This window comes from Halorarius halobius (genome assembly GCF_024298865.1).
Classification (GTDB): domain Archaea; phylum Halobacteriota; class Halobacteria; order Halobacteriales; family Haloarculaceae; genus Halorarius; species Halorarius halobius.
The window spans coordinates 291790-315180 of sequence record NZ_CP101161.1 but is presented as its reverse complement, the minus strand read 5'-3'; the positions used below and the strand labels follow the sequence as shown (position 1 = coordinate 315180).

The 23391-nt window shown below is 71.0% G+C and carries 22 protein-coding genes and 1 tRNA gene; 15 read left to right on the top strand and 8 right to left on the bottom strand.

Translation table 11 applies throughout. The features are described from left to right. Positions 1-27 precede the first annotated feature (27 nt). From NL112_RS01550 to NL112_RS01540, 3 genes are read left to right on the top strand one after another with little or no spacing between them, the layout of a single operon-like run. Positions 28-633: a DUF7344 domain-containing protein gene (locus NL112_RS01550; RefSeq protein WP_255150868.1), complete on the top strand. Its 606-nt coding sequence runs from the start codon at positions 28-30 to the stop codon at positions 631-633. Further along, positions 630-1226 (top strand): signal peptidase I, encoded by a 597-nt coding sequence (locus NL112_RS01545; RefSeq protein WP_255150867.1) that lies wholly within the window; start codon positions 630-632, stop codon positions 1224-1226. Before NL112_RS01550 ends, NL112_RS01545 begins: the two co-directional genes overlap by 4 nt. Continuing rightward, positions 1223-2296, top strand: a complete 1074-nt coding sequence (locus tag NL112_RS01540; RefSeq protein WP_255150866.1) for a hypothetical protein — start codon at positions 1223-1225, stop codon at positions 2294-2296. Before NL112_RS01545 ends, NL112_RS01540 begins: the two co-directional genes overlap by 4 nt. Positions 2297-2352: 56 nt before the next feature. Here the strand turns inward: NL112_RS01540 and NL112_RS01535 are convergent, their stop codons facing one another. The 4 genes from NL112_RS01535 to NL112_RS01520 all read right to left on the bottom strand — a co-directional run bounded on the left by NL112_RS01535 (position 2353) and on the right by NL112_RS01520 (position 9425). Further along, complete coding sequence (locus NL112_RS01535; protein WP_255150865.1) at positions 2353-3102, bottom strand: hypothetical protein; 750 nt, start codon at positions 3100-3102, stop codon at positions 2353-2355. A gap of 57 nt (positions 3103-3159) precedes the next feature. Further along, positions 3160-4695, bottom strand: coding sequence for an HMG-box domain-containing protein (locus NL112_RS01530; protein ID WP_255150864.1), 1536 nt, complete (start codon positions 4693-4695; stop codon positions 3160-3162). Positions 4696-4798: 103 nt separating this feature from the next. Then, positions 4799-6985, bottom strand: coding sequence for a choice-of-anchor W domain-containing protein (locus NL112_RS01525; RefSeq protein WP_255150863.1), 2187 nt, complete (start codon positions 6983-6985; stop codon positions 4799-4801). Between the two features lie 382 nt (positions 6986-7367). Continuing rightward, a complete protein-coding gene (locus NL112_RS01520) occupies positions 7368-9425 on the bottom strand; it encodes a S8 family peptidase (protein WP_255150862.1) in 2058 nt (685 codons plus the stop codon). Between the two features lie 278 nt (positions 9426-9703). Between NL112_RS01520 and NL112_RS01515 the strand changes: the two genes are divergently transcribed. The 4 genes from NL112_RS01515 to NL112_RS01500 all read left to right on the top strand — a co-directional run bounded on the left by NL112_RS01515 (position 9704) and on the right by NL112_RS01500 (position 13633). Continuing rightward, on the top strand, positions 9704-10666 hold the full coding sequence (locus NL112_RS01515; protein WP_255150861.1) for an NAD-dependent epimerase/dehydratase family protein: 963 nt from the start codon (positions 9704-9706) through the stop codon (positions 10664-10666). 8 nt (positions 10667-10674) lie between these two features. After that, entirely contained in the window at positions 10675-11643 is a 969-nt protein-coding gene (locus NL112_RS01510) for an NAD-dependent epimerase/dehydratase family protein (protein ID WP_255150860.1), read from the top strand. An 85-nt stretch (positions 11644-11728) separates the two neighbouring features. Beyond that, entirely contained in the window at positions 11729-12667 is a 939-nt protein-coding gene (locus NL112_RS01505; RefSeq protein WP_255150859.1) for a hypothetical protein, read from the top strand. Between the two features lie 30 nt (positions 12668-12697). Further along, complete coding sequence (locus NL112_RS01500; protein WP_255150858.1) at positions 12698-13633, top strand: hypothetical protein; 936 nt, start codon at positions 12698-12700, stop codon at positions 13631-13633. 80 nt (positions 13634-13713) lie between these two features. Here the strand turns inward: NL112_RS01500 and NL112_RS01495 are convergent, their stop codons facing one another. After that, positions 13714-14370: a DUF8159 domain-containing protein gene (locus NL112_RS01495; RefSeq protein WP_255150857.1), complete on the bottom strand. Its 657-nt coding sequence runs from the start codon at positions 14368-14370 to the stop codon at positions 13714-13716. 120 nt (positions 14371-14490) lie between these two features. On the opposite strand from NL112_RS01495, the gene trmY reads away from it, so the two are divergent. From trmY to NL112_RS01470, 5 genes are all read left to right on the top strand, one after another. Next, positions 14491-15081 carry a tRNA (pseudouridine(54)-N(1))-methyltransferase TrmY gene (gene trmY, locus NL112_RS01490; RefSeq protein ID WP_255150856.1) on the top strand — a complete coding sequence of 197 codons (591 nt, stop codon included), beginning with the start codon at positions 14491-14493 and terminating at the stop codon, positions 15079-15081. Between the two features lie 51 nt (positions 15082-15132). After that, complete coding sequence (locus tag NL112_RS01485; RefSeq protein ID WP_255150855.1) at positions 15133-15912, top strand: DUF3592 domain-containing protein; 780 nt, start codon at positions 15133-15135, stop codon at positions 15910-15912. A gap of 133 nt (positions 15913-16045) precedes the next feature. After that, the gene (locus NL112_RS01480; protein WP_255150854.1) at positions 16046-16822 is read left to right on the top strand and encodes an ABC transporter ATP-binding protein; all 777 of its coding nucleotides are present in this window, start codon (positions 16046-16048) and stop codon (positions 16820-16822) included. Continuing rightward, the gene (locus NL112_RS01475; protein WP_255150853.1) at positions 16812-18530 is read left to right on the top strand and encodes a hypothetical protein; all 1719 of its coding nucleotides are present in this window, start codon (positions 16812-16814) and stop codon (positions 18528-18530) included. The genes NL112_RS01480 and NL112_RS01475 overlap by 11 nt, the downstream gene beginning before the upstream one ends. Positions 18531-18586: 56 nt before the next feature. Further along, positions 18587-18659, top strand: a tRNA-Pro gene (locus tag NL112_RS01470). Positions 18660-18682: 23 nt separating this feature from the next. On the opposite strand, the gene NL112_RS01465 is transcribed toward NL112_RS01470, so the two are convergent. Together NL112_RS01465 and NL112_RS01460 are read right to left on the bottom strand one after the other, a co-directional pair. Continuing rightward, a complete protein-coding gene (locus NL112_RS01465; RefSeq protein ID WP_255150852.1) occupies positions 18683-19534 on the bottom strand; it encodes a MarR family transcriptional regulator in 852 nt (283 codons plus the stop codon). A 100-nt stretch (positions 19535-19634) separates the two neighbouring features. Then, positions 19635-20303, bottom strand: a complete 669-nt coding sequence (locus NL112_RS01460; RefSeq protein ID WP_255150851.1) for a DUF8071 domain-containing protein — start codon at positions 20301-20303, stop codon at positions 19635-19637. A gap of 85 nt (positions 20304-20388) precedes the next feature. Between NL112_RS01460 and NL112_RS01455 the strand changes: the two genes are divergently transcribed. After that, the gene (locus NL112_RS01455; protein WP_255150850.1) at positions 20389-21111 is read left to right on the top strand and encodes a profilin-fold protein; all 723 of its coding nucleotides are present in this window, start codon (positions 20389-20391) and stop codon (positions 21109-21111) included. A 71-nt stretch (positions 21112-21182) separates the two neighbouring features. Then, entirely contained in the window at positions 21183-21797 is a 615-nt protein-coding gene (locus NL112_RS01450; RefSeq protein WP_255150849.1) for a VOC family protein, read from the top strand. A 38-nt stretch (positions 21798-21835) separates the two neighbouring features. Here NL112_RS01450 and NL112_RS01445 read toward each other — a convergent pair whose 3' ends face one another. Beyond that, positions 21836-22612 carry a methionyl-tRNA formyltransferase gene (locus NL112_RS01445; RefSeq protein WP_255150848.1) on the bottom strand — a complete coding sequence of 259 codons (777 nt, stop codon included), beginning with the start codon at positions 22610-22612 and terminating at the stop codon, positions 21836-21838. 82 nt (positions 22613-22694) lie between these two features. On the opposite strand from NL112_RS01445, the gene NL112_RS01440 reads away from it, so the two are divergent. After that, positions 22695-23315, top strand: a complete 621-nt coding sequence (locus NL112_RS01440; RefSeq protein WP_255150847.1) for a hypothetical protein — start codon at positions 22695-22697, stop codon at positions 23313-23315. The last annotated feature ends 76 nt before the right edge of the window (positions 23316-23391 follow it).

Here is a 23391-nt window from a genome sequence, read left to right as displayed (position 1 = left end):
CGGTGCGACGGGGCGGAGGTGTAACAGATGCCTATCGACGCCATCTCCTCGCTGGGGGTCGCAGAGACCGCCTCACAGGAGTCGGACCGGGGTATCTCCCAAGAGACCGCTTTCGAGACGCTGAGTTCCGAGCGTCGACGGTACACCCTTCATTACCTGTTACAGCGTGACGACCCGGTGACGCTCCGGGAGCTATCGGCGCAGATTGCCGCCTGGGAGAACGACACCGTGCGCGACGCGGTGACGTACAAGGAGCGGATGCGCGTCTACACCGCGTTACGACAGTCCCACCTCCCGATGATGGCCGACAACGGCATCGTCAGGTTCGACACCGACCGGTCGGTCGTCGAACTGACGCCGGAGGCGTCGGAACTGGAGGTGTACTTCGACGTGGTCCCCACCGACAGCATCTCGTGGAGTAGCTACTATCTCGGCCTCGGCGCGTTGAGTGTGGGCGTCGTCGCCGCCGACCTCGTCGGTCTGCTCCCGTTCACGCTCGTCCCTGCAATCGCGTGGTCGGCGCTCATAGCGGCGACGTTCACCACGTCGGCCGGCGTCCACTTCCTGCGCGACCGGCGGATGCGGCTCGGCCGCGAGGGACCACCGCCGACGAACCGGGGTGACGGGCCGTGAGACCGTCGACCCGGCGGCTGGCCCACGCGGTCGGGGCGCTGCTGCTCGTCGCCTGCGTAACGCCGTTCGTCGTCACGGCGGTGCCACAGACCGTCGGTGCGAGCCACAGCTACACGGTGATGTCCGGGAGCATGGAGCCGGCCATCAGCCCGGGCGACGTCGTGCTGGTGCGGGAGGTGCCGCCCCGTCGCATCGAGCGCGGCGACGTCATCACCTACGAGTTCACGGACGGCGGGGGAGCGGTCCAGCGCCGGACCCACCGGGTGGTCGATGTGGTCGCCCGCGAGGACGGCCGCTACTTCCGGACGAAGGGCGACGCGAACGACGCGCCCGACCCACAGCTCGTACCGGCCGACGCCGTCGTCGGTCGGGTGGTCGCGACGCTCCCCGTCGTCGGTCACGTCACGCTGTTCGCCTCGACGCGCGTGGGGTTCGTCGCGCTCGTTCTCGTCCCCGTGGGGCTGTTGTTCCTCTCGGAACTGTGGTCGCTCGTCGGGGCGCTACGGGACGCTCGGACCGCCGACGGGCCGGCGGAGGACGCCGAGTCGTCGGCGCCCCCCGACGCGGACTCGACGCCGGAGGGTGACCGATGAGCGCCCGCTCGACCCGCGTGTTGCTGGCGGCCATCGGTGTCGCGCTCGTGGCGGCCGCGCTCGCGCATCCGAATCCAGCCGTCTTCGCGCTGTTCGCCGACGACGAGGGCGTGTCGGCACGGCTCGGCGCGGGTACGTTCGACGTGACGCTCTCCGAGGTGGGGCCCGCCTCGGCAGGGAGCACCGTCGACGAGACGGACGCGACGACGCTGGCGGACACGTGGGAGAACGGGTCGGCCGACGGCGACACCGCCGTCTACAACACGGTTCGGGTGGCCAACCCGCCGTCGTCGACCGACATCAGCTATCTGAACGTCTCCGTCGCGTACCGCGAGAACGACACCGGTCCCGACGACGGCGACGCCGCGGCGACCGCACGCTCGCTCGCGGTGACGCGGCTCACCTACGCGGGACGCGACCTGCTCGCCGACGGTCGCGTCGTCGACGCGAACGGCAACGGTGTCGTCGACCTGCAGGACCTGGCGCGCGGGAACCTCTCGTATCTCACCGGTGTGCCGGAGGGCGGCACGGCCGACCTGACGATTCGGCTCCACACCGGCACGACGAACGAGACCACGGTCGGCGCCGGCGACGGCATCGACATCCGGGTGGTCGTCGAGGCGAGGGTGACGCGCTCGTGGACCGACGTCGGCATGTCGGTCGGAAACACCGTCCAGTACGCGACCGGAAACGGGACGGCCGTCGCCACGAATTCGACCGGCGACTCCGCCGACAGTCCGACCGCGACGCCGACGAACAACGCCACGGTGACCCCGACGCCGACGCACAGTTCGACGGCGACCCCAACACTGACCCCGACGCCGACGAACAGCACCACGGCGACCCCAACACTGACCCCGACGCCGACGAACAGCACCACGGCGACCCCAACACTGACCCCGACGCCGACGCCGATGAACGGCTCCACGGCGACTCCGACGCCGACGAACAGTTCTACGACGACGGCGACGGGTAGTGCGACGCCGACCGCGACAGCGACGAGTACTGCGACGCCGACGAGCGCCCCGACGGCGACGCCCGAGCCGGCCCCCACGCCGACGCCCACGTAGCCACGCGACGACGACGGTGCTCCGGTTGCGTGTGGTGGATTTTCGAGTCGCGTCCGCTATCTCGGACACGACTCGGTGTAGAAGTCGAGGTCGAAGCGGAGCGAGTCGCCCTGGACGAGGTTCCCGACGTTGCTGTCGACGCTCCACTCCAGCCCGACACAGAGCGTCGCCTTCGGGGACAGACAGTCGCGCGCGCCGCCGGGACCGGCGAGCACGATTCCGCTGTCGGTGTCGAGTTCGCGGAGCGACCCTTCCGCCAACAGCGGTTCGCCCTCCTCGTGACGGCCGTTGCAGGCCCCGACGCCCGACCCGAGGACGCCGTCGTCCCGCCAGAGACGGGCGTCCACGCTGTCGAGTAGCTCACCACGCTCGGGGGTCGTGTCGCCGGCCATTCGTTCGGGTTCCGTCAGCCCGTTCTCGGCGTTCGCCGTCACGCGGGGCCGGAGTCGGACCCGAAGCGGCGGCCGCTCCCCCTCGACGTCCCGGCCGGGCGCCGCTTGCGTGAGACGGAACGTCGCCGTCCCGCTGTCGCCCGGGAGGACACCGTCGAACGTGACGACCGGAGCCGCCGACCGTCCACCACGTCCGTTCCGGGAGCCGTTCTCCGCGGGGAGCCGTTTCCCGTTGTACGTCTCGCGCCAGTCGATTCTGAGGTCGGTCGGTCCCTCGATTCTGGTCCGTCGGTTCAACTCGACCGGCTGGAGACCGAGCGCCGCCGCCCCGCCCTTCGTGGCGAGATACAGCGAGCCGACCGCGCCGGCCCCGGCCAGGATGTCGCGTCGCGTCGGGCGGCTGTCGGATGGCATCGAAGGACTCACCGGAGGAGTCGAACCCCCGCGAAGCCGGCGTGAGTCGGCGGTCGGTCAGTCGAGCGACAGCGACCCGCGGCCGAAGGTGGTGGCGTTCACGACGACCTCGATGGGGTACTCGCCCGTGGTTCCGGCGTTGTGAACGCCGTCGTACGCCAGCCGTATCTCGTCGCCGGCGTCGAGTCCGGGGTGGTTGTCGAAGGCGAACGCGAGCCGCGTTCCGCCGTCGGTCGCGGTTACGGACGCCACGGAGGCACCGACGATGCCGCCGTCGGCGACGCCGGCGGTCGTGACGTCGCCGACGCCGACGTCGCTGGCGTCGAACCCGGGCGGGTAGACCACCGTGAGGGATTCGAGGGTCGTCCCGTCGAGCGCGGAGCCGACCGGGTAGGCGACGCTGTGCGTCGACGTGTCGCCGGCAGTGGCCGGTTCGGCGTCGATTGCGACGCTGGCGGCCCGGCCGTCGAGGCGGGAGCCGTCGTTGTGGCGGCACTGCTCGGTGTAGAAGCCGAGGTCGAAGGCGACCGAGTCGGTCTGGATTTCGTTGGCGTGGTCGACCGGGAGCCACCACGCGAACCCGAGGTAGCGCGTCGTCGACTTCCAGAAACACTCCCGGTCGGCCGTCGTCGGGTCGGCGTCGAGCGGGACGCCGACGACCAGCCGCTCGAGCACTTCCCGCAGGCTCCCGCGGGCTATCTCCGCCTGCTCTCGCGACAGCTGGATGGAGCTCTCGCTGTCGGGAGCGTGCGGCGAGTACACCCACTCCGTCTCGTCGACGACGTTGTCGCCGTCGTCGTGCCAGACGACGGCGCGTATCTCGTCGAGAAGTTCGCCGCTCCACGCGGTGCCCACCCCGACGGCGTCGTCCTCGTCGGGGTCCTTCCGCTCGGGCTCGGTCACGGCGTTTTCGGCGTTCTCCAGCACGCGCCCGTCGAGCCAGAGGTAGCCGGGGTTGTCGAACAGGTGGACGCTGAACGTCACCTCGCCGAAGTCCCCCGGCTTCACATCCGTCAACTCGACCAGCGGTCGCGTCTGGTCGTCCGGGAGGTCGGCGAACTGATCGCGGAACGTCCGTTCTATCTCCTCGGACGACAGCGTCGGATGCCGCCGTCGGAGCTGTCGGCGCGAGTAGACGAGGTCCTGGATGCCGTCACCGTCCTCGTCGGGGTACGCCTCGGTCGCCGTGTTGCGGAGGAAGTCGTCGACGAACGCGTCGGGGACGGCGACCAGCGGCTCGGCCGGGTGCGGGAACGCCGTGTAGCCCCCGGGGACGTTCGCGGGGTCGCCGTCCGCCATCACGACCTCGAAGTCGTCGGCGGGGTCGCCGTCGAGGTTCGCGTCGCTCTCGTCGCCGCCGACGTCGTCGGTGCGGTCGTCGTTCTCGTCGCTCGACCAGTCGGAGTAGTGCTCCTGCCAGTCGACCTTGAGGTCGAGTTCGCCGGCGACGAGTTCGTTGTGCTTGAACGTCTCCTCGTCGCTGAAGAACGCGGACGTGCTTGCGCCGCCGAACGTGGCGGCGACGCCCGCGACGCCCAGGCTCCCGAGGACTCGCCGTCGTGTCAGTTCGCGGTCGTTGTCGTGGTCTGGCATCTCGCGTACACCTCGTCCAGGGGACGAAACCCACCGGGGGAGTCGAACCCCCGCGCGGCCGGCGTGGGTGGGTAGTCAGCGGGCGGTGCGACTGGCGGCCGCGTTACTCCAGCACGACGTCGAAGGCGACGCCCTCCTGGCTGCCGCCGTAGTCGCCCTGGAGGGTGACCGTCGCCGTGCCGGTCAGGGTGAACGACGTCTCGCCGTCCAGGTTGGTGTTGAGCACGAGGTACTCGATGTCGCGTCCCGACCCGTCGTTGCTGGCCGTGACGCTGTTCTCGCCGCTTATCTCGGGCATCTCGCCGTCGATCTGCACGCTCTCGACGGTGCCTTCGACGGTCGCCTCGTCCGCCTTGCACTGGATGGCGACACGACCGTCCGGCTGTTCGGTCAGCGTGCGCGCGGGCACGCTCGTCCCGTCGAACGTGAACGAGGCCTCGTCGGTACTCGCGTCGTACGAGAACGTCCAGTCGACGGTCTCCCCGCTCGTCCAGGTGTACTGTGCCTGGTTGAAGCCGCTACTTCCGGGGCTGTCGCCGGCTGCAAGCTCCCACGTTCCGGTGTTGCTGTTGTTGCCGAACCGGGCCCGGGCGCCGCCGCTGATGGTTCCGTCGCCGTTGAAGTTCGCGCCGTCGAGCCCGTAGCCGGCGTTCCGGTTCGTCTCCTCCGAGAGCTTCGCGAACCCGCTACCGCGCCGGGTGGGGATGAGACGCGCCATGCCCGTGCCGTCGTTGTGGCGGCACTGCTCGGTGTAGAAGCCGAGGTCGAAGGCGACCGAGTCGGTCTGGATTTCGTTGGCGTGGTCGACTGGGAGTTGCCACGCGAGACCGATGTAGCCGGTCTCGGAGGCCTCCATGCACTCCCGGGTGCCGTTCTGCGGCGGGACGGTTCCGTTGCCGTTGCCGTTGCCGTCCGGGCGCACGCAGAAACTGATGTGGCTGACGGCGGCGGGGTTGCCGCTCGCGTTGTCCGGCGGCGAGAGGTCCTCGCCCCCGTAGGCCACGCCGTCCTCGCTACAGACGTTCGCGTTCGGGCCGCCCTTGACGACGACCGAGTCGACGCCGAACTCGGAGACGAAGTCGAGTTCCGTGACTTCCCCGTCACGCACGCCGGAGACGTGGAGCGTCACGTCGCCGAAGATGGTGTTGTACGTCTTCGTACTGCTTTCCGATGCCGCGGGCAGTTCGTCGTCCTCGATCTTGATGGCCTCGACGAGGTCGGCGTCGATGTCGGAACACTTGGGATTGCCCGACACCAGTTCGCATTCGTCCGGCGTGAGCAGTTCGTCGCCGGGGTCGTCGGTGTCCTCGATGTTGCTCCCGACGTCCGTCCAGTCGATGGAGCTGCTGTAGGTGACCGGGCCGTTGGCGTCGGTCATCAGGTTCCCGTCGAGCGGGAGCCCTGCGCCGTTGTCCAGCAGGTTCATTATCGCCTTCAGCGACCCGCGGGCGATGGTCTGTTCGTACTGCCGGAAGACGTTGTCACCTTCCCCGTAGTCGCCCGTGTCAAACTCCCCGTCCTTGCCGGAGTCGTACCAGAGGCTGACGAACAGTTCCTCGGCGAGTTCGCCCGGTTCACCTCCGTTCTCGTCGGGGTCCTTGCGCTCGGGCTCGGTCAGCCCGTTCTCGGCGTTGTAGAGCAGGTCCCCCGTGAGCCAGACGTAGCCGTCGTTGCCACACAGGTGGTAGCTCAGGGTCAGCTCCCCGAAGTCGCCCGGCTTGACGTCGTCGATGTACACGAGCGGGTACGACTCCGTGGTCCCGTCGACCGCGCCGTACGTGTCGCTGTTCTTCGTCCGGAGCGACTGCGTCGGGTCGAGGTCCTCCGGGGTGTCGGCCCCATCCTTGCAGATGTAGCCGACACCCTTGTTGGTCGTCTGTCCGGGTTCCGACGCGAACTTGTTCTGCACCCCGTCGTCGTCCGGGTCGGGATACGCTTCGAGTGCCGTCGCCATCTCGAAGTCGTCGAGCCAGTCCTTGTGAATGTACAGGAGCGGGTACTCGTGGTCGGGTTTCGGGACCACCTTGTCCTTCTTGTCGTCCGGGACGTCCTCGTAGGACATCCACACGTTCGTCCCGAGCGTCCCCTCGTCGCTCGACCAGTCGGAGTAGTGCTCCTGCCAGTCGACCTTGAGGTCGAGTTCGCCCGCGACCAGCTCGTTGTGTTTGAACGTCTCCTCGTCACTGAAGAACGCCATCGTGCTGGCACCCCCGAGGGCGGCCGCACCGCCCATCACGCCGAGGCTGCCGAGTACTTTGCGCCGTGTCAACTGTCCTCTGTCGTCTGACATGGTTTCTCGTCATCCCCGGCGCGTTCGGCGAGTCGAACGCCGCCGTCCGCGTGGCGACCACGCGGGACGGCCCTGCACCGGCGGATGTACCCCTCGCTATCACGAGTGGGTGTTTTTATATACGCGAGCTGTCAGGCGATACGGCCGCCCTCAGAAACCGCGATACTGACCATATCAGTAGATATAGCAACTCTCAGAAACCGCGATGGTTCCCATATGTCTCCGTAATAGCTTGCTGTCGACACCGGTCGAGGATGCTTACCGCGCGATACTCACTGCTTATCGACGCGGGACGACCGTCCGACGGCGTCGGTGTAGCGCGGAAAGATACTCCTGACGAAACGATAGCCTGAGCGTACGGCGAGGGCCGTCCCGGGAGCAGTTACGAACTGACCCGTCGCGTCCGGGTGGCCGCGTTGCCGTCGGCGTCCGTCACGGTGACCGTCACGTCGAAGGTGACGCCGTCGGCGTGTTTGATTTTGAAGACCTCCGTCCCCGAGGCGCTGGCGCCCCCGACGTCGGTCCGGGCGCTGTCACGCGGTCGGCCGCTCGCGTCAACCACCTCGACGACCACCGCATCGAGGTCGCCGTCGGCGTCGGAGACGCTCCACTCGGCGGTTATCTCCGCGTGCGGGTTCGGCGACCCGGCCTCGGTCACGCGATAGGCGTCGACGTCCGGTGCCGTGCTCGTTGACGTGCTGTCGGTGGTGAACGCCGCGGCCGTCCCGGCGTCGGTGTCGCCGTCGCTCGCCTCGGCGACGGCGCGGAACTCGTACTCCGTCCCCGACGCGAGGCCGTCGAGCACGCGGTCGAACGTCCCGGTCGACGACCGCGTCTCCGCGGCCGTCGCGTTCGGGAGCGTGCCGCCGCTCTCGCCCCACTCGAAGTAGACGTCGGCGGCGTCCGCGCCCCCGAGGTCGGTGAGGTCGCCGGTCAGGGTGGCGCTCGTCTCGCCCACGCTCGTCGCGGTGTCCGTGGCGACGGCGACGGCCGTGTCCGCGGTCGCCGTCGTGAACGCCGCGGTCGTGCCGGCGTCGGTATCGCCGTCGCTCGCCTCGGCGACGGCACGGAACTCGTAGTCGGTGTCAGACGCGAGACCCGACACCGACCGACTGAAGTCGCCGGTCGTCGTGAGCGACTGCGTCGCGGTGGCCGTCCACGACCCGGCGCCCGACGGGCGGTACTCGAAGCCGACCGCCGCCGAGTCGGCACTGCCGAGGTCGTCGAGGCGTCCCGACAGCGTCGCCGCGTCCGTCCCGACGTTCGTCGCGTCGCCCGTCGAGACGGCGACGCTGGCGTCGCTCGCGTCGCCCGACGCGGCCTCGGCCGCGGCCGCCGCGTCGACGAGTCCGTACCCCTGTGCGTCGCTCGACAGGCCGATGTCCTCGGCGGTGTCGCGGAGCAGTTGGCGCGCCTCGGTGTTCGAGTGGCCGTGTGCCATCACCAGCCCCGCCGCGCCGGCGACGTGCGGACAGGCCATCGACGTGCCCGACTTGGTTCCGTACCCGCCCGGCACCGTCGAGTAGACGTACTCGCCGGGCGCGGCCAGTTCCACCTCGGCCCCGGACGAGGAGAAGTACGCGAGGTCGTCACCGCTCGTCGTCGCGCTGACGGCGACGACCGACCCGTACGCCGCCGGGTAGCGGACACAGCCGTTACAGCCGTCGTTGCCGGCCGCGGCCACCAAGAGGACGCCGCTGTCGTACGCGTACCGGCAGGCGTCGCGGAGCGTGGCGTAGCTACTGGACGCACCGAGGCTCATGCTCCCCACGTCGTACCCCTGATTCGCGGTCCACTCGATGCCCGCCGCCAGCCCGGAGACGGTCGCGTAGCCGTCCGAGCCGATGACCTTCACCGAGTGGAGCGTCGCCTCGGTGGCGACGCCGACGACGCCCTCGGTGTCGTCGACCGCGTCGGCGATGCCCGCACAGTGGGTGCCGTGTCCGTCGTCGTCGCCCCACGGCTCAGTGCAGGTGTCGCAAGTCTCGACGGCGTACCCCGCCCCGAGGTTCGACGCCAGGTCGGGGTGGTCGGCGTCGATGCCGGAGTCGATGACGGCGATGTCGGCTCCCTCGCCGGTCTCGCCCGCCCCGTGTGCCACGTCGCCGTCGATTCGGTCGACCCCCCACGGGACCGACTCGGCCAGCGGGTCGACCCGGCCGTCGGTTTCGACGTAGCGGACGTCGTCGCGCCGGCGGAGTGCCTCGACCGCGTCCGGCGCGTACCGCCCGGCGACGGCCCGCCCGACGGCTCCGAAATCTAGCCGCCGGTGGACGGCCTCCGCGCGGGTCGTCGCGGCGCGGTCGGCGGCCGTCGAGGCCGTGCCGACGACGTACCGGGCGGGCGGCCCGCGAGCGCCGGCGGAGCCGACCACCGTCCCGGCCCCGAGCGCCGCGCCTCCCACGCGGAGCATCGAGCGACGGGTGAACTCCTCACCCATGCGTGGGTGTCTCCGGTCTCCGCGTGCAGTCGGTCGACTCCGATGAGGTTCGGTATCTGGCCCTCCTGTCCGCCGGTAAGCGTATCATACTCCCGGGTAAAACGCACCTGTCGGGTATGGTTTTGTACCGATTCGCTACTATCTATTGTATAGTAGCATTCGAGTAGTTACCAGCTCCCTACGCCGCGGCTGTCGACGGCGTCACCGTCGGCCCCTTTCGGTCGCGCGACGGCCGCGTGACCGAAAGAGTATTGCCCGCGTGGCGGCCGCGAACGGACGTGCACGTCCTCGTCACCGGCGGCTGTGGCTACATCGGGAGCGTCCTCGTCCCCCGCCTTCGGGGCGACGAGCGTGTCGACCGCGTGACCGTCCTCGACGACCTCTCGACGGGGTCGCCACGCGCGCTGATGGGGACGCTCGGCGGCGACGTCGTCCAGTTCCGCAACGGCACCGTCCGCGAGTACGGCGACGTGGAGGCCGCCTGTCGGGGCGCCGACGCCGTCGTCCACCTCGCGGCCATCACCGGCGCCGCGAGCACCCACGACCGCCGCGAGGAGACGTTCGCCACCAACTACGACGGCACGAAGAACGTGCTGAACGCCGCCGGCAAGGTGGGCGTCGACAACGTCGTGTTCGCCTCCTCGTGTAACATCTACGGGCGGGCGCCCCGAACCGACATCGACGAGTCGGTCGACCCGGACCCCATCAACCCGTACGCGGAGACGAAACACCAGTCCGAGACACTGCTCGCGGAGGCGAAAGCCGAGTTCGACATGCAGGGAACAGCACTCAGGATGGCGACCAACTACGGGATGGCGCCGGGCGTCCGGTTCAACCTCGTCGTCAACCACTTCGTGTTCCGGGCGCTCACCGGACGGGCGCTGACGGTGTACGGCGACGGCTCGAACTGGCGCCCGTTCGTCCACGTTCGGGACGCCGCCAACGCGTATCTGGAGGCGGCACTCGCCCCGGACGACTGGCCGAGCGCGGTGTACAACGTCGGCTCGAACGACGGCAACTATCGCATCGCCGAGATAGCCGAGATCGTCAGCGAGGAGGTCGCACCCGTCGACGTGACCTACCTCGAGGACGAACACCCCGGCCCCTCCTACCACGTCAACTTCGACCGCCTCGCGGAGACGGGCTACGAGACGGAGTGGACGCTCCGCGAGGGGGTCCGCGACCTGCGGGACGCGTTCGTCGACGGAGGGGAAAGCCCATTAACGCCCAGAGATGAGTGACTCACGACATGAGTAACCCACCGCACGTCGCGGTCACGGGCGCGGCCGGCTACATCGGCAGTCGCGTCGTCCACCAGCTACAGCGCGACCACCCCGACTGGGAACTGACGGCGCTCGACAACTTCTATCTCGGCGACGTCCGGACGAACGGCGACGTCGACGTCGACCACGTCGACATCCGGCACCGCGACCAGCTAGAGGCCGCACTCGACGGCGCGGACGCCGTCCTCCATCTCGCGGCCATCTCGGGCGTCGACGACTGCGACGAGAAGCCGGACCTCGCGTACGAGGTGAACGTCGTCGGCACCTCGAACGTCGCGTACTTTTGCGAGAAGACGGGCGCGGCGATGGGGTTCCCGTTCTCGATGGCGGTCATCGGCGACCCCACGGAGTTCCCCATCAGCGTCGACATGGCGCGGGACCCGCTGAACTGGTACGGGACGACGAAGGTGCTCGGCGAGAGCGCCGTCGACGACTTCTCAGCGGGGTCGTTCCCGGCCCACCAGTTCATGATATCGAACCTCTACGGCGGCCACGAGGTGGGCGGCCGCGAGGTGTCGAAAGGGACCGTCATCAACTTCTTCGTGAATCGGGCGCTGTCGGGCGAGCCGCTGACGGTGTACGAGCCCGGCGACCAGGCGCGCAACTTCGTCCACGTGAAGGACGTGGCGAACGCCTTCTGTCTGAGCGCCGAGCGGCTGGTCGAGCGGAAACGCGCCGGCGAGACGGGCGTCGAGAAGTTCGAGGTGGCGTCCGACGAGGACCCCGGCGTGATGGCCGTCGCGGAACTGGTCCAGCGGGTCGCCCGCGAACAGCGGGGCCTCGATGTCGACGTGGAACTGGTCGAGAACCCGCGGAGCGGCGAGACGCTCGTCTCGGAGTTCGGCGTCGACACCACCGCCATCGAGCGGGACCTCGGCTGGGAGCCGCGGCAGTCGGTGGAGGCGACGGTCCGCGAGTTGCTCGCGCCGGAGTGACCGGTCGCGCCGGCACCGGTCGCGGCCCGGACGCGTCGTATCTATCAGTCAACAGGCCCATATGGTCACACGACCGACTCAGGGTATGGTTCCCTCCCGACGACGACTCCTCCAGGCGGCCGGTACGGCGACGGCGGCGGCCTTGGCCGGCTGTTCGGCCGACGTGCTCGGCGACGACCCGACTGCCGAGTACGCGCTCGACGTCGACGCCATCGACGCCTCGCCCGTCGAGTACGCGCTGTACGAACCCAGCGACGACGAACTGTTCGGGGCGCCGGCCCGCACCGCCCTCGACGCCATCCTCCCCGACGGCCGTCACACCACGTACGGCTACGCGCCGCTCCCCGAGGACGCCTTCGTCGAGCACGACGGGACGTACTACCAGACGGAGCAGGTCGTCACCGGCCGGAAGCGGCTGGAGCGCCCGCTGGTCCGCGTCGAGCCAGTCGCCGAGGATGCGGTGCCCGACGACGCGGTGCTCGTCGACGCGCTCGACCAGCCGAGCGCCCGGCCGCTGAAGATACTCCACTCGTACGCCCAGACCGACGGCGAGACGAGCACCGCCGACCTGCTCCGGGGCGACGCCTACGTGATGCGGCGGCCGGCCGAACTCGACAGCCGGCTCGTGACCGGCGACCTCGACGGCCGCGTCGTGACGATGACCGACAGCGGGACGTGGGCGTATCGGGTCGAGATGCGCCGCGAGCGGGTCGTCGAGACGGCCCACACCGCGCTCGCCATCGAGGTGGCCGCCTCCCGCGAGCAGTTCCGCGAGGTGGTGTTCGGCACACGCATCGACGTCGACCTCGCGCCCGGCGACCTCCCGGCAGGTGCCCGCTCCCGGCTGGACCGCGCCATCGAGCGCCGGACGTACACGGAGACGACGCCGCTGTCGGACGGGTTCGACGCGCTCCTGTCGGCGCTCGGACTCGCCGGGGTCGACTCGGCGGCAAACGGGAGACTGCTCTGGTACGACGGCCGCCTCCACCGCTACGGCCTGTACGTCGACCACGACCCCGAGTAGGGGACTCGCCGCGATGGATAGACAATATACGTGCCGAACCCGCACACGACCGACACCGATGCCCTCCAGCGCGCTCACCAGGTGCCGTCCCGTCACGGTAGCATGAACCGCCGGGCGTATCTCGCCGCCCTCTCGGGGACAGTCGCCGCGGTCGCCGGCTGTTCGAGTCGCGACCCGCCGGCTCCCGAGCCGACGCCGGAGCCGACGCCGCCGCCGGACGTCGAGACGGTGACGCCACTCGACGAACCGGGTACGCCCGACGACGTGTCGAGTCGCTCGGCGGCCCGCGAGTTCGTCGCGCGCCACGAGCGCCGCCTCGTCCACGAGGAACTCCGGAGCGGCTTCGGCGGCGCTCAGCCGCCCGTCGCCATCGACGTCGAGCGGCCGCAGGTCGCGGTCGTCCACGAGACCGACCGGGGCTACTACCTGCTGTCGACCTGCTCGGGCTCGGCGGACTACCACGACCCCGACGGCTCGGCGCGCGGCGCGACCCGCAACGCCGCCAGCGTCGCCCACTTCGTCGGCGATGTCCACCGGCGCATCCCGTTCAACGGCTACCGGTGTCGGCGGCCGGTTGCCACGACGACGCCCCGAAGCGACGTGCCGGCGGCCCGGTTCCAGATATACGACTTCGAGACGCCGCCGGACGACGACACCGACGCCGGCGGCCACGAGGTGGCCGTGACCGTCTCGGACGAGTCGACCGTGCTCGACGAGACGTACCGCACGTCGCTCCCGCTGACGGTCCAGCCGGGCGTCACCGCCTCGTCGGGCCGGTACGCGCTCGAGGCGTCGCTGGCCGACGGCGGCCGGGTGGAACACGACTGGGACCTCTCGGACGCGGACGCCCCCGCGTGGTGGGCGCTGGCCGTCCTCGTCACGCACGGCGGCGAACTGACCACCCTGACGCTGTACCCGAACGAGGCGGTCGGCCTGCCCCGCGGCACGCTGTGTGGGCAGGTCTGAACCGCGCGAGGTAGCTCAGTCGGCGGTCCCCACCGTTCGCACGGGCACGAGTCGGTACGCCGGGCGGCCGAACGGCCGCGTCACGACCGCTCGAACACCCGGGACTGGAACTCCGACCGGGAGATGTCGCCGGCCGCAAAGGCCGCGGCGTCGGCCCGCTGGACGGTCACCCGCGCCCGCCGGTCGTCGGTCCGGACCGTCACCTCCAGCGACGCCGCCTCGCCGCCGTCGCCGACGTACTCGGCGTACCACGTCGCCACCGTCGTCACCTCCTCGACGAGCGCCGCGTCCGTGCCCGCGTCCGACCGGTAGGAGAGTTCGAGCCCCCGCCCGTACCACCGCATCGACGTATCCCGATGGGCCGCGGTGACGCGGCCGTGCAGTTCCGCCGCGGTGAGCGTCCCGTCGTCGTCAGGCTGGACCGCCTCGACGGCGCCGAACTTGTAACCGAGGCCGAACGGGTCCGCGACGACGAACACGCCGGCGCTGGCGAGGCCGGCGACGCTCACCACAAGCAGGATGGCGACGGCCGCGCCCACCGTCAGGGCATTCTCGCGGAGGAGTTCGAGCGTGCTCGCGCCGGCTATCTCGTCGTCGAAGTCGCCGCCGGTCACCTCCACCTGCTCGAACGACATGTTGCCACAGCGGTCACACGGCGGGTTGTTCTTCGGGACGCCGTGCCCGCAGTTGGTGCACCGCCACTCCGTGTAGCGGCGCTCGGGGTCGTCGCCGCTCATGGCGCGTCCGACCCCCGCTCGGGGACCCGTTCCATACTGCCATCCAGGGCCCGGGGGTTACTTCGGGTTTCCCCTCCGGCGGAACGGTCCGCCTTTGTATCCCGGCCACCTCTCGCCTTCATGCGCCAGTTCGTCGTCGTCGGCCACGACGCCCCCACGACGCCCGAGTTCCCGCTCGACGACCTTCCGTCGGCGGCGGGTCGTCTCGACGTGCTCTGCCGGTGTGTCACGAGCGCACTGTTCCTCTCGCACGGCATCCGCGAGGAGACGCGCGTCCACCTCGTGTTGCAGGACGAGTTCACCGTCTCGGTCGACGGCGCGACGGTCCGGCGGCTCAACCCCGACGAGCGGTCGACGGCCGCCGTGATACGGACGGCGCTCGACGCGACCGACGAGGCCATCGGTCACCAGCCGGCCGAGCCGTCGCCGGGCGTCGAACTCTACCGGATGGGGCTGGCGGCGACGCTCGACCGCGTCGGCGGCGACGTGGTCGAACTCCACGAGGACGGCGACCCCGTTGCGGCCCGCGACCCCGTCGCTGACCCGACGTTCGTGCTCTCGGACCACCGCGACTTCGCCGACCGCGAGGCCGACCTGCTCGCGGAGCGGGCCGACGCCCGCGTCCGCCTCGGCCCCGAACGGCTCCACGCCGACCACGCCATCACGGTCGCGCACAACTGGCTCGACACCGACGGCTACAGCCGGTACTGACCCCAGACGGGAACGACACGCCCTTGTCGGAGGGCCCTCACGCACTCGGCCGTGCAGGTCCCCCGCCGCTCCGCGTTCGTCGCGTTCCTCGTCGTCGCCACGGCGCTGGTCGGCGGCGCGTTCGTCGTCGACGAGTACCGATACGTCTCGACCGCGGAGACGACGACGGGCACAGTCCGGGTCGCGGAGGTGGAGACGTACACCACGACCCGGCCGTCGCTGTGGGGGTCCACCGAGTACCGGGCGAACGTCTCGTACACCTACACCGTCGACGGCGAGCAGTATCGGAGCGACGACGTGTACGCGGGGTCGTACGCGTCGGTCAACAGCGGCCGGCGGATGGCGACCGCGCGCGCCGACTACGCCGTCGGCAAGCGGGTGGCGGTTCACTACGACCCCGGGGCCCCCGGGCGGTCGTTCCTCGTCGCCCGCTACTCGTTCCTCCCGGGGTACGCACTGGTCGCGGTCGCCGCCCTGCTCGGCGCGGAACTGCTGACGCCCGGGACGTGGCTCGTCGACGCGGTCGCCGACCGGCTGACCGGCCGCCGCGACGACGAGCGTGGCCCCCCGGACGCGACCTACGAGTGGGAGGCGTCGGACGACGGACCACCGGCCGCCGAGGGGCCGCGGTCCGCCGGTCCGGCCGTCTCCGGTCGCCAGGCGGTCGGCGTCTGGGCGCTCGCGGCGCTCGCCGTGCTCGGGGTGATCGCCCACTACGTCGTCGTCTCGGCCGGCCCGACGAGCGTCCTCGCGGGCGCGACGGCGGTGGTCGGGGTCGTTGTCCCCGTCGCCCGGGTCGTCACCGAACCAGACACGTCGGTCCGGGGGTGACAGCGACTCCATCTTGGGGCTCTGCCGTCCCGAGCGCCCGGCCCCTGCCGAAACCTCGCCGGCCCGACACGTGGCTCGAGGGCCGTCGGCACGCTCTTGGGCCTCCCGCTCGACGTTCGGGCGAGCCCTGAACATGCGTTCGATAGAGACGACCGCCCTCACCAAGCGCTACGGCGACACCGTCGCCGTCGACTCGCTCGACCTCGCGGTGCCCGACGGCGTCGTGTACGGCTTCCTGGGGCCGAACGGCGCCGGCAAGACGACGACGATGCGGCTCCTCACGTCGCTGACCCGGCCGACGAGCGGGTCGGCCAGCGTCGCCGGGGTCGACGTGACCGACCGCGCGGCGCTCGTCGACCACATCGGCTACCTACCGGAGGAGCCGCCGCTGTACGACGAACTCACCGCTCGCGAGCAGTTGACGTACGCCGCGGGTCTGCGCGGCCTCCCGGACGGACCGACCCGCGAGCGGACGGCGTCGCTCCTCGACCGTCTCGACCTCGCGGACGACGCCGACACGCGCATCGACACCTACTCGAAGGGGATGCGACAGAAGACGGCGTTCATCCAGTCGTTACTCCACGAGCCCGAGGTGCTGTTCCTGGACGAACCGACGTCGGGCCTCGACCCGCGTGCGGCCCGGACCATCCGCGACGTCATCGACGAACTCGCCGACGGCGGCACGACGGTGTTCCTCTCGACGCATATCCTCCCGGTCGTCGACGAACACGCCGACACCGTGGGCGTCCTCTCCGACGGCCGGCTCGTCGCCGAGGGGTCGCCGGCCGACCTGAAGCGCCGCGCGGACGACGAGACCGCCGGCCGCACGCTCGAGGACGTGTTCCTCGCGGTGACCAGCAAAGACCCCGCACGCGAAGCGGCCGCGACCGACGAGGCCGATGCCGCGTAACAGTCTCGCGGCCGGCTGGCAGGTCGGTCGCGTGGAGTTCCACCGGAGCCTCCGCGCACTCCGCACGAAGGGGCTCCAGTTGGTCGGGCTCGCGGTCGCCGTGTTGCTGTTCGGCGGCGTCGCCGTAGGCGTCGCCGCGCTGGTCGTGGTGACCTCGCCCGACCTCTCGGCGGTCGCCGTCACCGATTCCACGCGCGGCCCGGTCGCCCTCCAGTGGCTGTTCGCGGTCGCGCTCCTCACCCAGCGGGTGACCACGCTCCACGACCGGCCGGACGCCGAGGCGTTCCTGCTGACGACCGTCCGACTCCCCGCCGCGGTGATTGGTCTGCTGTTCGCGGAGTGGGCCCGCGTGCTCGCGTACATCGGGGGCCCACTGCTCGTGGTCGGCGCGGCCGTCGCGTACGTGAGTGGGTCGCCGGCCACCCTCCTGCTTGCGCTGCTGGCGTTGCTGCTCTTCGCCGCCAGCGCGGTCGTCGCCGCGCAGGTGCTCGGACTGTCGATGAAACTCGCGGTCGCGCGCGTCCCGGCGCTCGCTCGCCACCGGACCGCTATCGGCATCGTGCTCGCCGTCGCCGCGTTCGGCGGCTACGCCGCCGTCGGGAACCTCGGCGGCGCCACCTCGATGCTGGCGGTCCTCCCGGTCGGCTGGCTCCTCGACCTCGTGCTGGTGGCGACGCCGGCGTCCGTCTCTCTCGGCCACGCGGCCGGCGCGGCGGTGCTTCTCGCCGGCTGGTCGGTCGCCGGCGCCGCCCTCTCGACGCGGGTTGCGAGCGCGCTCTGGCTGGGTGACTCGGTCGAGCCTGCAGTCGAGGCCGCCGCCGCGGAGGTCGGAACCGACGGCACCGACCCGCTCGCGGCGGCCATCGCCCCGCTCCAGGTGCCGGGGGTCGGCTCGCCCGTCGCGCGTCGGGTCGCCCAGCGGTCGATACTGCTGGTGCGGCGCGCCCCCTCGAAGCTCTCCTTCCTGCTCGCACCGGTCGCGGTCGCCGCGACCGTCGGCGTCCAGTTCCTGTTCGGCGAGGCGTCGGTTCCGGTCGCGGCGCTTGCCCCGCTCGCGGCGCTGTTCGTCCCCTGGGTCGCGGGCGCGATGTTCGGCCTCAATCCGCTGGGCGACGAGGGACGGGTGCTCCCGGTGACGCTGCTCTCGGTCCCCTCGGGCACCGCGTACGTCCGGGGGCTGGTGCTGCCGGCGCTGTTGGTCGGCCTGCCGGGGTCGGTTCTCCCGGCCGGCCTGGCGGTCGCCACCGGCTACACGCCCGTCGAGGCCGCCGCTCTCCTCGTCGTGGTCGCCGGATGCGTCGCCGTCGCCGCGATGGTCGCGCCCGGCGTCGGCTTCCTCTTCCCCCGGACCGAGGCCGTCCGGGTCGTCCGCGGGCGGGAACTGTTGCCACCCGCGCTGACGGCCATCGCCTGCTACACGGTCGTCGTCGTCGGCTGTACGGCGACGGCCGTCGCGAGCGCGCTCGCGCCCGACCTCGCCCGCGGTGGCATCGCCGTCTTCGTCGGCGGCGCGGCGGCGTTCCCGTTCGACCTCGCCGGCGGGACCGCCGTCGCCGATGCGCTCCGCGGGTTCGGGGACGCGATACGCCGTCTCCCGACCGGAGCCATCCGGGTTGGCGGGGTCGCGGTCCCGCTGGCCGCCGGCCTCGCACTCGGTGGACTCGCGGTCCGCACTGCCGCCCGCCGGTTCGACCGCTACACGCTGTAGCCGAGCGTCCCCCGTTTCGCAACCGTTAAACCCGGGTGCCCACTTGGTTGGACTGCGGGCTGATGGGGTAGCTTGGTATCCTTCGAGGATCGGGTCCTCGGTACCTCGGTTCAAATCCGGGTCAGCCCACTTCCTCCCGACGCTTCCGTCGCCTACGGCCCGAGCAGGTTCCAGAGGTTCCGCGGCTGTTTCCGCATCGCCGTAATCGGGTGGACCATCTCGTAGTGGCCGTCCTCGCGGACGACGAGGTCCTGCGCCTCTAGTTCCCCGAGCAGGGTCTGGACCCGCTCCTCCGAGAACAGCGTCCGGTCGGCTATCTCCGCGACGGTACCGCCGCCGCCGACCCACCCCGCGGTGTACACCTGCACCTGCTGGGGCGTCTCCACCACGAGCGACAGTAGCTCCTCCATCCGGGCGCTCAACTCGCTCTGCCCGGGCTCATCGGCGTCGTCGGTCGCGGGCTCCTCGACGTCGTCGACCTCCGCCTGCCGGGCCTCGATGGCCTCGATGGCGGTCTTGCGGTCCTTCCCGTCGCGTTCCCGGTCGTGGAGGCGGTCGAGCGTCAACGGCGACGCGACGTCCGCGACCAGTTCGCGGAGCTCCGCGACCGTGTAGTCCGCGGGGTCGACGTCCAGCAGGTCCTCGTCGGTCACCTGGTCCTCGACGGTGAACGAGTGGCTCCCGAACCCGTCGATGGCGAGCGCGAGCCCCACCTCGTGGGTCCCCCGCGTGAGCCGCTCGCGGTCGACGACCACCTGTACGGTGTCCGCGAGGTCGAACGCCAGCGGCGTCTCCTCGCTGACGTCGTCGGGCGACAGCACCGTCCCGTCTTCGAGGTGGAGCGTCACGTCCTCCGCGGGGACGCGCTCGCCGTCCAGCCGCGCCTCCCCGACACCGGTCAGTTCCGACTCCATCAGCCGGTTCTTCAGTTCGAACTCCACGCCGCGCTCGGTGTTCACGAGGCTCTCCCACGTGAACAGTCGTTCGAGGTACTGCTCGACCATTTGCGGGGGCCACGACTGCCTGGCACTTGTGCTGTTGGGAACGCGACGCCGGAAAGACGGCCGGACATGGCCGGCTGTGGCGTCTACGGCCGACGAGGGGTCAGGCCTCGCCGGCCCGCGCGGCGGGGCCGGAGTCGCCACGGAGCACGTCCGTCACCCGGCGGCCACAGACGCCGAGACAGAAGCCGGCGACCGCGAGCGGGACGCCGAACGCGGCGGCGACCGCCAGCCCACCGAGGACGGCCTCGGGGAGCGACACGACCTCCGTCGTCGGGTAGTACGTCGCGCCGCGGCCGTAGCGGGTGACGCCGACGCCGAACAGCGGGCCGGCGACGAGCAGGAGCGTCGGCACCAGCCCCGAGTTGACGGCCGCGCTGACGGCGCCGAGCGCGACGAGCGCCCCCGCCGCGAGGAACACCGCGAGGTGTGGCGACCGGCCGGTCCAGGTGCCGACGAACCAGTCGGCGACGGTCCCGAAGCCGACCGTCGAGCCGACCCACCACGCGGTGGCGAGCGCGAGCACCGGTGCCACGAGCGCCGCGAGAAGCGAGACGTCGACGCGCCGGCCGAACAGGCCGACGCGAAGGGGGCCGCGGAGCCGGGCGACGGGGTCGGCGACCGCGTCGCGGCCCCGGGCAAGCCCGGAGCGAGCGAGCGCGAACGCCGCCGTCAGGAGGCCGACGAGCCACGCGAGTACCGTCGTCGATACGGACGTTCCCGCCCGCGCGAGCGACCGGGCGGTCGAACTGATGGAGGTGATGGAGGGCATCGTGTTAGCTATCCGACCGGTGGGTGTTGGCTCTTTCGGTGGCGTCCCGGTGACGTTTTGCCCGCGCCATCCCTCGCTCCGGTCGATGACCGACGCGCTGGACGTCGACGTGACCGACGTGGACGAGGTGACGGAGCGACGGGAGGCGGTGCTCGCGGCCGTCCGCGACCACGCGGCCGGCGTCGCCTACGAACTGGCGAAACTGCAGGGCGGCGACTACGGCCAGCGGTCGTTCACGACCGACCGGGGGGAGTGGACGGTGAAACACGAGGCCGGCGACCTGCAGTACCTCCGGTATGCGCCGCAGTCCGGTAGCGACACGTACGTCGTCTCGACGAAACAGCCCCCGGACCCGGAGGCGCTGGCGCGGGCCCTACGAGACTACGACGCGTTCGTCGCCGCGTTCAACGAGTACGTCGCCTCGCTGGAGGGAGTCCTCGACGACGCGCCGACGGCGTTCCCCGCCGTCGCCTCGACGGAGTCGGTGGTCGCCGAGCGCGACCGGGTGCTCGATGCGGTCCGCGAGACCTGCGACACGATGGCCGGCGAACTCCACCGCTACGAGGGCACCGACTACGGCACGTTCACCGCGCGGGTCGAGGGCACCCGCTGGGAACTCAAGTGGGAGGAGGCGACGGCGTCGTATCTCCGGGTCGGCGGCTCCGGCGGCACGTACCTGCTGTCGCAGTACGAACCGCCGTCGGCGCCGGACGTGCGCGACCTCGCGCCCGAGTTCCGCGGGTTCGTCGCCGCCTACAACGACCACGTCGCGGACCTGGAACTGGACCTGCAACAGCTGTCGCTGTGACCTGACGGGCCCGTCACCCGGTAACCCCCGTGTCCGGGAGCGCCTTTAGTTCTGGACCGCGTACCACGGGTATGAGCGAGGACGTACCAGTCACCGCCGACCTGCCGGACAGCCCCGTCCACACCACCGGCCTCGACCACGTCACCCTCGTGGGGAGCAACGTCGAGGACACCGTCGAGTTCTACCGCGACCTGCTCGGGATGCCGCTCGTGTTGCGTCAGCCGAACCTCGACGCGCCGCACGTCACCCACCTGTTCTTCGACACCGGCGACGGCCGCATCCTCACCTTCTTCGTCGAGGAGGGCCGCCAGTCGAACCCACAGCCACAGCGCACCGGCGTCGGCGGCGTCCACCACATCGCGTTCCGGTTCGACCCCGCGCGCATCGAGGAGGTGAAGCAGGCGCTCGACGACGCGGGCCACGGCTACAACGAGTTCGACCGCGGCATCTTCCACTCGCTCTATACGCGCGACCACAACGGCCTCGTCATCGAACTCTCGACGGACAAGTACGTCATCCCCGACGAGCGCCGCGGCGAGGTGCTCGCGCTCGCCCAGCAGAAGCGCCTCGAGGACGGCGCCGAGTACGCCGAGGGCGAGCATCTGGAAGCGGCGCTGGAGGAACTGGGGCTCGACGTGGAGCGGGCGCCGCTCCCCGACGCCGACTCCGGGGCCGGCGGGCTCTGAGTCGACCCGGTCGACGGCGACCGTCGCCGCCGGCACCGTCAGAGGAACTCGCCGCCGCGCTCGCGGAACGTCCGGCGCTCGCTCGCGTCGGGTACGCCGTGGTAGTCGGCTTTCGTCGTCTCGTTCGGAGTCGGCTCTGGCAACTCGGGGTAGGCGTCGAGGAGGTCCACCGCCAGCGCCGCGCCGGTCGCCGATAGCTTCCGGTACACCGAATCGACCGTGTCGTCGTCCTCGATGGGGAACGCCCGCCGTTCGATGACGGGGCCGGCGTCGAAGCGGTCGGTCATCCGGTGGGCCGTGACGCCCGTCCGGTCGTCGCCGTAGTAGAGGGGCCAGAACGCCGTCGCGCGGCCGCGGTAGTTCGGTAGCAGCGACCCGTGGAGGTTCAGCGCCTCCGTCGCGCAGTCGAGCAGGGCCGGCGGGAGACGCTGGCCCGCGACCACCGACAGCAACACCTCGGGGTCGAGCGCGCGCATCCGGTCGACGAACCCGGGGTCGGAGACGTCGGGTACGCGCTCGACCGGCACGTCGTGTGCCCGTGCGACGCCCGCGACCGAGTAGTGGCGACCCGTCATCCGCCGGGTCACCGAGCGGGGAAGCGCGCCGAGCGCGCTCGCACCGAGATAGCTGAGGCCCATCCGCGCCCCCGCCCGGACGCCGTACATGCCGAGATACTCGCGGACCTGTCGCCGGAGCGGGGCGTCGAACGGCGCGACGACGAGACGGTCGACGGCGTCGCCGTATGCCGCGAGTATCGGCTGGATATAGGGGGGTAGGTACAGCGGTTCCTCGCTGGTGAACAGGACGACCCGCACGGACCGGACCCCGACGGTCAGCGGGATAGGCTTTCTGCTCGTCGGCACAAAACCTATTCCGTCGTCTCCGGGAGTCGGAGCCATGTCCCCGTCATCCGAGGCGACGAGCGTCGCCCGACGGCGACTCGTCGACGGCTGTCGCCGGGCGGCCGCCGTCGCCTGTGGCCTCCTCGCTATCGCCGTGCTCTCGGCGTGGCACCGGCTCACTTCGTCCGTGCAGGGCGCCGACCGCTCGGATTCGCCGTCCGACGCCGACCCTGACGCGGCCGTCGTCGAGCGGGAACTCGGCTGGTGTGACTACGTCCGGGCGTTCGACGCCCACCACGGCCCCGACGGCGACCCCGACCGGCCGGTGCAGTCGGGGTCGTTCCCCCGTGGGCTCCGGGTGTGGGCGGCGACCCGGTTCCTCCGCGGTTACACCCTCGGCGACGAGGTGTACGTCTGTCCGGCGGCGCCGCGCGTGCTCCGGGTCCATCAGGCGGGACACGCGCCCTCGTTCGGGCGCGAACACTCCACGCTCGTCCGACCCCGGCGGGAGAACGGCGGGCTGGAGGACGCCCCGCTGTGGACGTTCGACGTGATGTTGCCCGGGGAGTTCCCCCACACGTTGCTCCGCCTCCGCGACCCGCGCGGCCTCGGCGAGACGTACGACGCGTGGCTCCGGGACGGGCGCATCGCCCGCGTGGGGACGCCGGAGGCGTGACGTGTGCGGACGTTTAGTGGTCATCACCAGTAGGGAGCGGCTCGCTTTCCGCCGCTGGCGGTCCTCCGGAGGGGCC